Source organism: Paenibacillus sp. FSL M7-0656 (genome assembly GCF_038003225.1).
In the GTDB taxonomy this organism is placed as follows: domain Bacteria; phylum Bacillota; class Bacilli; order Paenibacillales; family Paenibacillaceae; genus Paenibacillus; species Paenibacillus amylolyticus.
The window spans coordinates 6,444,530-6,456,393 of record NZ_JBBOOT010000001.1 but is presented as its reverse complement, the minus strand read 5'-3'; the positions used below and the strand labels follow the sequence as shown (position 1 = coordinate 6,456,393).

Genomic DNA, 11,864 nt, shown 5'->3' with positions numbered 1-11,864 from the left:
GAAGTAGGGGCTTTTCCACCCCCCTACTTACAAGTTATGCGCCGCCTCTTTAAAAATGCGTCCCCGCTCTTCATAGGAAGCAAACATGTCCCAACTTGCACATGCCGGGGATAACAAAACGACATCACCGGCACTGGCAAGCTTCGATGCTTCCTGCACAGCAACGGTTAACGTCCGGGCAGCGTCCTCCTCATTATCGACGACCTTAATTTGCTTTAATCCGGCAAGTTCCGCGACCTTGGCAATTTTTGTCCGTGTTTCTCCAATTGCAACGACAGCTTTTACCCGTTCCTGGAACAAGGGTAACAACTCCATCATGTCTGACCCGCGATCCAACCCTCCAGCAATTAATACAACCGGTTCCTTGAACGAATTCAGAGCCATAACCGTAGCTTTCGAATTGGTCGCTTTGGAGTTGTTGTAGTATGCAGAGCCGTTATGCTCCAGGACATATTCAAGTCGGTGTTCAACTCCCTTAAAGTCTGCAAGCGGAGCAGCCAGCAACGCAGGATCAGCTCCTGCCGCTACGGCAATAGCCACAGCAGCCAGTGCATTTTCCACATTAAATCGCCCAGGAAGGCCAATGTCCTCAACGTCGATAATGATGTGGTGATCTCCGTTTTCATCCGCGTAGATTACCTGACGCTTCACATCATCCTCTTCTCCATCCACATAAGGAGGATCTGCATACACACCTGTATCCAATTTCTCTGTCACGGAGAAGGGGATCAATCTGCCTTTGATGTAAGGAACCAGACCACGACATACCGCATCATCCCAATTCAGGATGGCTACGTCGTCAGGCTGCTGATTGGCGAATAGTTTGGCTTTGGAAGCCACATAATCATCCATGTTCCCGTGATAATCCAGATGTGTCTCAGCAACGTTAAGCAAGCTGGCAATCCGGGGACGGAAATCAACCGTTCCTTTGAGCTGGAAACTACTAAGCTCAACAACCATCCAGTTATCTGGAGAAGCTTGCTCTGCCGCTTCACAGAGAGGTGTTCCGATATTACCGGCAACGATCGGCTTGAGGCCGGCATGCTCCAACATTTTACCCACCCAAGTGGTGGTTGTTGTTTTGCCGTTGGAGCCCGTAATCCCGATCATGGGTGCAGCACATAGATGATAAGCAACCTCTACTTCGGTCACCACTTCAATGCCCAATGCCAAAGCTTGCTGCACAGGAGCAGCATGGTATGGGATACCCGGGTTTTTGACAACCAGCTTCACACCACTGTGAATCAGATCATCCGGATGCCCTCCGCATACAACAGAAATTCCCAAAGCCTCCAATTCGGAAGCTTCGGGACATTGATCTCTCTCTTTTTTATCATTTACTGTAACCTTCGCTCCGGCGCGATCCAGCACTTTGGCGACCTGTACGCCACTTTTGGCCAATCCGAGCACGACTACTTGTTGTCCGCGATATGATTCAGGATGATTCATGATCTACAACCCCTTGTTGAGATAAAGTCCAAGAGCGGCCAAAATTGCGCCTACCGCCCAAAAGGTAATAACAACTCGCCATTCTGACCAACCACTTAATTCAAAGTGATGGTGAATGGGGCTCATTTTGAATACACGCTTGCCACGAGTCTTGAAAGATACCACTTGAATGATGACAGACAGGATCTCGATAACAAAAATACCGCCAATGATGACAAATAGAAGCTCTGTTTTGGTTACAATGGCTACCGCACCAATCGCACCGCCAATCCCGAGAGAACCGGTGTCTCCCATAAACACTTTGGCCGGGTGTGCATTGTATACCAGAAAACCGAGTACGGCTCCGATCATCGCTGCTGCACACACTGCTGCCGGCATCGACGTGGCTTGCATCGCCACAATGGCAAACGCGCCAAAGGCAATCGCACTTACCCCTGATAGCAAACCATCCAAACCGTCGGTAAAGTTAACCGCATTGGTAATGGCAAGCATCATGAATACAACAAACGGATAATAGAACCATCCGGTCCAGTCAAACGAGAATGACGTTCCCGGAATAGAGATGGCTGTGCTGTGTCCATTCTGGATCAGCAAGAAACACATCACTGCACTGAAGAACAATTGGCCCAGCATTTTTTGTCTGGCCGTCAGTCCCAGCGAACGTTTGAACACAATTTTGATGTAATCATCCAGGAAGCCAATCAGCCCGAATCCCAGCGTAGCCACGAGCAAGACATAAAAGTCTGTATTCTTGACTGCCGAAAATTTCAAAAAGGCCAATGTGAACGCAACTAAAATGACGACTCCACCCATTGTAGGTGTTCCGCTTTTTTTCAAATGGCTCTGAGGCCCATCTTCCCTAACTTGCTGTCCGAATTTCATCCGGCGTAACAGCGGAATCAGGAGCGGTGCGGCAATCACCGCCAGAATAAATGAAACGCCGATTGTTAACAGTAATACCTGAAAATCCATGGGTTCACCCCTCTAGTCTACTCGATTCTGTAATGGTGCTATTAGTAGTGCTTCGACCACGTCTTCCAGCTTCATGCCTCTTGAGGCTTTGAACAAGACAACGTCTCTGGGATGTAGTTTCTCCAGTAGATAACGGGTCATTTCTTCTTTATCTATAAAAGCATGCACAGCCTCTGTAGGCATATGCTTGCTTGCTCCTTCAGCAATCTTGGCTGATAGCGGACCATATACCAGCACCATGTCCATTTTGGCCGATGTGATATACTCTCCGATTCCGTAATGCAGATCCTGCTCTTGGGGACCGAGTTCAAGCATATCACCAAGCACAGCCACTTTCATGCGGTATCCTTTCAGACCTTCTAGTACATCGATTGCGGCCTTCATGGAGGTTGGACTTGCATTGTATGCATCATTCAGCAGGGTTAGACCACTAACGCCTTGCGTAACCTCAATACGCATGCCTGTCAGTTTCAAGCGAGACAATCCCGCGGCAATCTGCTCCGTCGTCACTTTGAAATGACGAGCTACTGCCAAAGCAGCCAGACAGTTAACGACATTATGCGTCCCCAGCAGAGGTAGCGTAAATGCATGTTCTCCAGACTGTTTGGTGGTGAAAACTACCCCGTTCTGCGCATTCATAAGTCCGGTAGGATAGTCATCATTATCGGTTTGCAGACCAAATGTAAACCGCTGCAATCCATCGGGTTGTTTCGTTGCGGGCTCTTCAAGGACTTGTGCAATTAAAGGCTCGTCTCCGTTGTAGATCAGTAACCCGCCAGGCTTCAATCCCGCGGCAATCTCGGCTTTGGCTCTGGCAATCTCCAGTCTGGACCCCAGCTGAAGCAGATGTGATTCACCAATATTGGTAATGACCGCTACATCAGGCTGCGCAATAACCGACAAATCGTTAATTTCCCCGCGACCACTCATACCCATCTCCAAAATGATAATCTCGGTATCCGGGTCCATGCTTAGTACAGTCAGTGGTAAACCAATGTGATTATTGAAGTTGCCTTGCGTCTTATGCACTTTGAACGTCGTCGAGAGAATGGCATCCACGATGTCCTTTGTTGTTGTCTTGCCGTTGCTGCCTGTAATGCCGACTACAGCCGCTTTATTCTCCGTGAGATAAGCAGATGCGAGTGCTTGCAGTGCGACAAGTGTGTCGTCAACAACAATGACAGCTCCTTGTGGCGGAATAGCATGATCCTTTTGCCAGATCGCGCCTGCAGCCCCCTTCTCTAGACAGGCTTTCACAAATTCGTGTCCGTCAAACCTTTCACCCACTAGCGGGATAAATAAACTACCTTCCAGAGGTTTACGCGAATCGGTAAACACCCCTTCGACCATTACATTGCCATGAGCAGCAACGTCACTTAATGTTCCTCCACACATCTCGGCCAATTGTGCCAATGTTCTTTTTATCAATTGGATTTGCCCCTTATCGCTTCTTTGGCTATGATTCGGTCATCAAAATCGGTTTTGGTTGTGCCGATAATCTGATAGGTCTCGTGACCCTTGCCCGCAATCAATACTACATCGGCTGGGCTTGCCATTTCAATAGCTTCATGAATCGCCTGGCGTCGATCCACAATCATCGTATAACGTTCAGCAGGAACGGATTCTTCAATCAGGCCCTGTTCAATGTCTTTGAGAATGAGATCCGGATCTTCTGTCCGTGGATTATCGGAAGTAACCAGTACAAAATCACTATAATTCGCAGCAATTTTCCCCATGAGAGGGCGTTTGGTACGGTCCCTGTCACCACCACAGCCAAACACGCAGATCACACGTCCTTCGGCAAATTCCTTCACCGTCCGCAGCACATTCTCCAGTCCATCCGGTGTATGGGCATAATCGACAATAACAGCAAATGGCTGTCCTTCGTCCACTCCTTCAACACGTCCATCCACGCCCGGTACCGTCTCCAGACTGCGCTTGATCTCTTCCAGCGGAATACCTTCCACCAGCGCTGCAGAGATGGCTGCCATTGCATTGTACACATTGAATTTGCCTACCATGCGCAAGCGAATATCCGCGCTGCCTGCAAATGTATCCACGTGGAAAGCAGTTCCCTGAGACGTGATTGAGATTTGGGATGCGCGTACATCCGCCTTTTCACCCATGCCATATGTAATCACTTCAGCCGCAGTCACAGAGATGAAATAAGCCGCAGCCGGATCATCTGCATTGATAACAGCGAATTTACGCTGTGAAACATCTTCCGTATAACCGTTACCCAGACGTGCAAAGAACAATCCTTTGGCCCCGCGATATTCCTCCATGGAATGGTGGTAGTCCAAATGATCTTGCGTCAGGTTAGTAAATACCGCAGTACGGAAATTTGTTCCCTTTACTCGCCCTTGTTCCAATGCGTGAGAAGAAACTTCCATAACACAGCAGTCCGTACCCTTCTGAACCATATCATGCAGACTACGCTGCAGATCAAGCGCCTCTGGTGTTGTTCCTGACATCGGGTAGGTGCGACCGTCATACCGCATTTGAATAGTACCGATCAATCCCGTCTTGCGTCCGTAATCACTCATGATTTTTTCAATCAAATAGGTGGTCGTTGTTTTTCCGTTCGTTCCCGTTACACCAATCATATTCATCTTCTGGCTTGGGGAGTCAAAAAAGAAATCTGCCAAAACAGCCATCGCAAATCGGCTATCCTTCACCAGCAATTGTGGTACAGGCAGATCCAGCTGCCGTTCAACCACTAATGCAACTGCACCGGCATTTACAGCTTTTTCTGCATAATCATGACCATCTACTGTATGTCCCGGAAGACAGATAAACAGATCACCCGGTTTTACCTGCCGGGAATCTGTCTGAAGGTTTTGGCATTCTGTATTTGATTCGCCCACGAGGCGGGCGGTGGTCAGCATCGATGCAAATTGTTTTAAAAGCACATGAATAACCTCACTTTTCCAATTATACTTCTGTTTTAACATATGTCTGTATTTATTAATATCGTCAATACAACCCTATAATGAAACGCACTTGGATGAATTTTGTTGCGCTAGAGGCCTCAAACTACCCCTAAGCCCTGTTATTCATCCTTTGTGTGATCATGTGCATCGTTCAGTACATTCCCCATATAAATGCGGATGGTTGATCCCTGTTCTACCCTCGCCCCAGGTTTAGGTGCCTGATTAATCACATATTTACCACTGCCAGACTTCGCCAGCATAAAATTCATGTTCAGGTCCTCGTACAGATCTTCAACAGTAGCTCCTGTCAGGTCTGGGACTGTCACGATTTTGGTTTCACCATACTTGTATTCTTTGGCGACCTGATCCTTCCGAACAGGGACATTCATATAGTGCAAAGCATCTTCAAGGATATTCTGCACAATCGGGGCGGCAACCACACCTCCGAACTGAATTCCTTTGGGGTTATCAACTGCGGTATAGACCACAATCTGTGGATCATCTGCTGGTGCAAATCCGATAAAGGATACGATATGCTCGGTCGAGGAATAACGTCCGTTGATAACCTTCTGGGCTGTACCTGTTTTGCCACCGACCCGGTATCCATCAATGAATGCTGGACGCCCGGTACCTTTTGCAACAACACTCTCGAGTGCTTCACGTACTTGTTTGGATGTATTCTCCGAGATCACCTGACGAACCAGTTCCGGCTTGGCCTCTTCCATGACTTCTCCCGTTACCGGATGAACCCACGCTTTCGTAACATATGGCTTGTAAAGTTTACCCCCATTGATGGCCGCTGACACAGCTGCTACTTGCTGAATAGGCGTAACCGATACACCTTGACCAAAAGCAGTTGTTGCAAGTTCGACAGGTCCTACTCTCGACAGTTTGAATAGAATTCCACTGGCTTCTCCACTGAGGTCAATTCCCGTTTTGGTACCGAAACCAAAGTCTTTAATATAGGAGAAGAGCGATTCTTTGCCCAGCCTCTGCCCCAGAGCTACAAATCCCGGGTTGCATGAGTTCTCCACCACTTGCAAAAAGGTCTGACTTCCGTGGCCGCCCTTTTTCCAGCAACGCAGACGAGCTCCACCCACCTCAACGTATCCGGGATCAAAAAATTGATCCTGTTGCAGATTGACCTTTTTCTCTTCAAGCGCTGCTGCCAAGGTAATAATCTTGAACGTAGAACCCGGTTCGTACGTCATCCAGATCGGTAAATTGCGATTGTATATCTCCGCGGGATATTGCTGATAATCGGCAGGTTCGTATCCCGGTCTGCTGGACATCCCCAAAATTTCACCCGTTTTCGGATTCATCGCTATGGCCAATGCTGAGTTCGCCTGGAACTTCACCATGGCCTGATCCAGTTCTCTCTCCATGATGGACTGAATGGATTTATCAATGGTCAGCTTGAGGTTAAGGCCGTCCTTCGGTTCCACATACTTCTCGGATGAGCCCGGCATTAGCCTTCCGGCCGCATCGGACAAGTAGGACACACTGCCATTCAAACCATTCAGCTTATCATCATATTTCTTCTCGACACCCGTTAAGCCCTGATTATCAATGCCCGTAAAACCAAGAATATGGGCAGCCAAATCATCATAAGGATAAAAACGTTTATTGTCTTCAGCAACAACGATACCCGGAAGCTTCAAATCACGGATGCGCTGAGCTTTCTCCATCGTAATTTTGCGGCCGCCGGGTTGTAGTCGTACAATGAGTTCTCGTTTCTTGATGGTTGCGAGCACTTTTTCTTCCGTCATCCCAAGCAATGGGGCCAGCGCTTTAGCCGTCGTTTCAGCTTCTTTAACCTGAGCCGGAATGGCCATAATGGTTGGTGTTGTCACATTATAGGCCAGAGAGGTTCCATTTCGATCCAGGATCTCCCCTCGCTTAGCTGAGTAAGGAATATTACGCCGCCAGGATTCTTCTGCTTTTGCTGACAATTCAGGGCCTTCCCCGAGCTGTACATAAGCAAGCCTGATCATCAGGGCCGAAAATAACAAAACTAAAATCATTAAACTCCATAGCAACCTGCGTCGCAGATTTACGCTTGATCCCTTCACGAAAAGATCCCCCCACTCGTCCCAAAATCATGACATTCGTTCCATTCATGAATATTCAGGACAACCGGGGGTTAGAACAAGCTGTCAGAGCTCTCTAAGGAAGCGTAGCTCCGTTTGTTGCTGGATCGTCAGAGGATTCGGATTCATTGGCAGGAGTCTTGTTGTTATCTGTTTCGTCTGTTTCGTCTGTTCCGTCGGTTTTACCTTCTCCGCCCGAAGGCTCTTGTTCCTTCACTTCAGCTTCTGACGACGGATCAGAAGAGATCGGAGCCTCATCTGCTATACCTGTCACTGCAGCTTTGGCAGTTTGCAAGTTCAACTGCACAGTTCTCTGCTCACCTGCGACCTGCTCGGTTTGCTTCACGACATAACCCTCGCCCTTGACCGTAACCCCCACTTTCATGAGAGAAAGTACTTCAAGGGCATCTCGGAGAGATTCACCTGTTAGATCGGGAATCTTCATCTTGCTGCTTTCTTCCGTTAGCAGATAGATTCGTTGGCCTGGATTCATAGAGGCGCCAGCAACCGGATACTGCCGAATTACATTATCACCTTGACCAAGTGTCACATAAGCAATACCTGCGCTTAGAAGCTGGCTTCTGGCCTGTTTGGCTGTCTTGCCACTCAAGTCAGGCGCCTTGGCTTGCACGACAGAGACTTCTTTTGACTTTTTGTCAGGAGTTTTGGCTGTATCTTTGGGTATCCCCATGTATTGAAGAGTCTGGCTGACAATCTTTTTGAACACCGGCGCAGCTGCGGTTCCTCCCCCAATGTTGGTTCCATCCGGTTGGTCAATGACAACAAGTATAGCAATCTTCGGATTATTCACAGGCGCGAATCCAATAAACGATACAACGTCTTTTGACTTGCTGTATGCTCCGTTAACAACCTTTCTTGCTGTACCTGTCTTACCAGCTACACGGTAACCTTCAATATAGGCGTTACGACCGGTACCAATCGTTTGGTCTGCAACCACTTGTTCCAGATAACCGCTCACCAGTTTGGAAGATTCCTTGGAAATCACCTGACGAACAACTTTAGGTTTGATGACTTCCGTTGTTCCATCATTCGGGTTCTTGATCTCCTTCACCAGATGTGGCTCCAGCAATTTGCCGCCGTTGGCAATCGCAGAGATGGCTGCGACCTGTTGAATTGGTGTTACCTGTACAAGACCGTGACCGTAAGCAGCAGTAGCAATCTCGGATTTGTAAACCAGTGGCTTGATCGGGGACGCTGCCTCATTTGGCAGATCAATACCCGTCTTTTTGCCGAAGCCGAATTCGTCTATGTAATGACGCAGACGTTCGCCGCCAAGCATGTTGTAACCCAAGTTAACAAAAGCAATGTTACTTGACCGTTTGACACCTTCGAGATACGAGATCCAACCATAGGAATGACCATTATCACTAATCGGGAAACCACCGATATACATGCGTTTGGATTCAAAACTTGCATTGGGATCGAAGAGTTTTTCTTCAACAGCCCCTGCTAGAGTAACTATTTTGAATGTACTACCTGGCTCATAGATGGATTGAGTAGCATGGTTGATAAAATTCTTTTGATCAGGTGTACTCCCATACGTATTCGGGTTAAAGGTTGGCCAGTTCGCCATCCCTAGAATCTCCATCGTGTTTGGGTCCGCGGCAATGACCGTCATGCTCAGTGGATTATACTTGGCAACGGCTTCTTTCATTGCATCCTCAATGTAGAACTGAATCGTATCATCGATGGTCAGCGTAAGGTTCTTACCGTTCTGAGGTGGCAGATAGTTATCCTGTGAATCCGGAAGTTTAATGCCTTTGGCATCCTTCTGATAATTCAAATATCCATCTGTACCTGTCAGTGCTTCATCATATGAGACTTCAAGTCCATTGACAGCTTTCCCATCACGGCTCATATATCCCAAGAGGTGAGAAGCAAGTGTTTCTTCAGGGTAAAAACGCTTCGACTCCTGAGCCATCACAATTGCATTACGCGCCTTATATTCATCTTGCAGTTCTTCACGCAATTCGTTGACTTGTGCCGCAAGTTCAGGACTTATTTTATAACCTTCACTGCGTACTTCACGTTGCTGATAGAAAATTCCATCTTTATTTTTGGCTGTTACCAGAGCACGCATCTCACTCTCATTTTTCCCTAGAAGGGTAGAGAGTTTCTCCGTGACAACATCCTGTATGCCAAGTTCATCGATCAAGAGGGGATTGACCGAGACCGTGTATGCAGGCGCATCGGTAGCCAAAATACTACCATTTCGATCCGTAATCGTTCCACGTGCAGCCTTAATCGTCTGTTCCCGCTCTACCAAACCGGCTGCCCGTTCCTGCCATACACCGCCATTCACAACCTGAATGAAAAAGATTCGGGTTACGAGTACAAGAAAAAAGAGGGTAATACATCCCCCTATAAGCAACGTGCGCATCTTTATTCTTTTTATCATCGGAACACCTCTTTACTTACTGCTTGCTGTATTCGAGGACGACTCAGTGCCAGTTGTTTTCGTACTTGTTGAGCGAGGTACATAAATGACATCCTTACCGGAAGCTTCAACGTAACCAAGTTGTTTTGCATTTTCGATGACCTGGTTGTTCAATGTTTCTTTTTCCACCTGCAGGTCTGCAATCGTCTTTTCATACCCCTTAATATCCGAAATAGTGGACTGAGCCTGCTTGTTCAAATCATAGATATGAGCATAACGAGACATCAAGGCTCCTCCAACAAGGATAACTGCAACCAGGGTAATCAGATACAAAATCTTCTCGCGTGCCGGAAGACCCGTACGACGGGTCACCACTTTGGTGGTTTCTTTGTATCGTTGCTGGGTCACACGTTCCTGGGACGCTTTTTCTTTTACAGCGAGATTACCACGTGTATATGCCATACTCCGATTCTCTCCTCCACTCTTGATCTACAATTTCTCGGCTACGCGCAGCTTGGCTGAACGAGCACGTGAATTTTCGGTCAATTCCGTTTCCGTTGGAATCAACGGTTTTCTGTTAACTAAACGCAGGGTCCCCTTGCCGCCGCATACACACAAAGGAAAATCGGGTGGACATGTACATTTTTCCAGATAACTGCTGAAAATCTGTTTACATATCCGATCCTCAAGGGAGTGGAAGGTAATAACAGATACACGTCCTCCTGGTGCCAGACAACGAACAGCCTGATGCAAGCCTTCTTCAAACGCACCCAACTCATCGTTGACGGCAATGCGTAATGCCTGGAAGCTGCGTTTGGCAGGATGTCCACCTGTACGGCGAGCTGCCGCCGGGATGCCTTCCTTGATCAGTTCCACGAGTTCACCTGTCGTCTCAATGGTAGATTGCGCTCGTTTTCCCACGATAACACGGGCAATTCTTCTCGAAAACTTCTCTTCACCATAGCGATACAAAATTCGAGCAATCTCTTCTTCTGGCCACTCATTCACAATCTCTTTGGCCGTCAGCATTGCATCCTGGTCCATTCGCATATCGAGCGGAGCATCGTGATTGTAGCTGAATCCACGTTCTCCTTCATCAAATTGCGGGGATGACACACCCAAGTCGTACAAAATACCGTCGACCTGTGGTGCACCATCCTTCATTGGTACATCCAGATCCTTGAGTACCTGTTCCAGATCTCGAAAATTGGTTTTCACCAATGTTACACGTTCTCCATAAGCCGCGAGCTTCTCGCGAGCATTATCCAAAGCCCAATCATCCTGATCAAGTGCGATCAGACGTCCCCCTGGACCGAGCTTGGAAGCAATCACGGAGCTATGTCCGCCACCGCCTAAAGTGCAGTCCACGTATATACCGTCCTGCTTGATGTTTAATCCCTCTGTTGCCTCTTCTTTGAGTACGGTTATGTGGTGAAACAACCTGCACCCCTCCTGACTTTATAAATCAAAATTAAAATCGACCAGCTTTTCGGCAATGTCGTTGAATGCTTCTTCGGATTGATTGAAATAACTCTCCCATATGCCTTTGCTCCAAATCTCCACCCGGTTCGACACGCCAAGAACAACACAATCCTTGTCCAGCTTGGCATACTCTCTTAAATTGCCCGGCAGATTTACCCTGCCCTGTTTGTCCAGTTCACATTCGGTTGCACCCGAGAAAAAAAATCGGGTAAACGCACGTGCATCAGATTTCATCAATGGCAGTGCTTTGAGCTTCTGTTCCATGACCCCCCACTCCTCCATGGGGTACACGAAAAGACACTGGTCCAAACCCCGTGTGACAACGAAAGACGGTCCCAGAGATTCGCGGAATTTAGCCGGAATGATAACCCGACCCTTATCATCAATGCTATGTTGGAACTCCCCCATAAACATTGGCCCACTCACTCCTCACCCGTTTCTCCCACTTTGCCCCACTTTCCACCACCTAAGCATAATAGATTCGCACAAAAAAATCAAAACCCTTCTTGCATGACTTGATTTTTTAATTTTTCAGCATAA

At 47.8% G+C, this 11,864-nt stretch carries 9 protein-coding genes; all 9 read right to left on the bottom strand.

Annotation, left to right across the window (positions count from 1 at the left end):
• Positions 1–27: 27 nt before the first annotated feature.
• Positions 28–1,449 (bottom strand): UDP-N-acetylmuramoyl-L-alanine--D-glutamate ligase, encoded by a 1,422-nt coding sequence (murD, locus tag MHI01_RS28260; protein ID WP_340984636.1) that lies wholly within the window; start codon positions 1,447–1,449, stop codon positions 28–30.
• 3 nt (positions 1,450–1,452) lie between these two features.
• Positions 1,453–2,421, bottom strand: coding sequence for a phospho-N-acetylmuramoyl-pentapeptide-transferase (gene mraY / locus MHI01_RS28255; RefSeq protein WP_047843751.1), 969 nt, complete (start codon positions 2,419–2,421; stop codon positions 1,453–1,455).
• A 12-nt stretch (positions 2,422–2,433) separates the two neighbouring features.
• On the bottom strand, positions 2,434–3,846 hold the full coding sequence (locus tag MHI01_RS28250) for a UDP-N-acetylmuramoyl-tripeptide--D-alanyl-D-alanine ligase (protein ID WP_340984919.1): 1,413 nt from the start codon (positions 3,844–3,846) through the stop codon (positions 2,434–2,436).
• Positions 3,846–5,333: a UDP-N-acetylmuramoyl-L-alanyl-D-glutamate--2,6-diaminopimelate ligase gene (locus tag MHI01_RS28245; protein ID WP_127545327.1), complete on the bottom strand. Its 1,488-nt coding sequence runs from the start codon at positions 5,331–5,333 to the stop codon at positions 3,846–3,848. Before MHI01_RS28245 ends, MHI01_RS28250 begins: the two co-directional genes overlap by 1 nt.
• A gap of 140 nt (positions 5,334–5,473) precedes the next feature.
• Entirely contained in the window at positions 5,474–7,426 is a 1,953-nt protein-coding gene (locus MHI01_RS28240) for a stage V sporulation protein D (protein ID WP_282320756.1), read from the bottom strand.
• Between the two features lie 94 nt (positions 7,427–7,520).
• Positions 7,521–9,863, bottom strand: a complete 2,343-nt coding sequence (locus MHI01_RS28235; protein ID WP_340984635.1) for a penicillin-binding transpeptidase domain-containing protein — start codon at positions 9,861–9,863, stop codon at positions 7,521–7,523.
• A gap of 12 nt (positions 9,864–9,875) precedes the next feature.
• Positions 9,876–10,304: a hypothetical protein gene (locus tag MHI01_RS28230; protein WP_127545321.1), complete on the bottom strand. Its 429-nt coding sequence runs from the start codon at positions 10,302–10,304 to the stop codon at positions 9,876–9,878.
• Between the two features lie 27 nt (positions 10,305–10,331).
• Positions 10,332–11,282: a 16S rRNA (cytosine(1402)-N(4))-methyltransferase RsmH gene (gene rsmH / locus MHI01_RS28225; RefSeq protein WP_036614882.1), complete on the bottom strand. Its 951-nt coding sequence runs from the start codon at positions 11,280–11,282 to the stop codon at positions 10,332–10,334.
• A gap of 18 nt (positions 11,283–11,300) precedes the next feature.
• The gene (gene mraZ, locus MHI01_RS28220; protein ID WP_017687291.1) at positions 11,301–11,738 is read right to left on the bottom strand and encodes a division/cell wall cluster transcriptional repressor MraZ; all 438 of its coding nucleotides are present in this window, start codon (positions 11,736–11,738) and stop codon (positions 11,301–11,303) included.
• Positions 11,739–11,864 lie beyond the last annotated feature (126 nt).

Bases quoted from the DNA above. Each gene is read 5' to 3' on its own strand.
- murD (WP_340984636.1), bottom strand. From the start codon at position 1,449: ATGAATCATCCTGAATCATATCGCGGACAACAAGTAGTCGTGCTCGGA.
- mraY (WP_047843751.1), bottom strand. From the start codon at position 2,421: ATGGATTTTCAGGTATTACTGTTAACAATCGGCGTTTCATTTATTCTG.
- MHI01_RS28235 (WP_340984635.1), bottom strand. From the start codon at position 9,863: ATGATAAAAAGAATAAAGATGCGCACGTTGCTTATAGGGGGATGTATT.
- MHI01_RS28230 (WP_127545321.1), bottom strand. From the start codon at position 10,304: ATGGCATATACACGTGGTAATCTCGCTGTAAAAGAAAAAGCGTCCCAG.
- mraZ (WP_017687291.1), bottom strand. From the start codon at position 11,738: ATGTTTATGGGGGAGTTCCAACATAGCATTGATGATAAGGGTCGGGTT.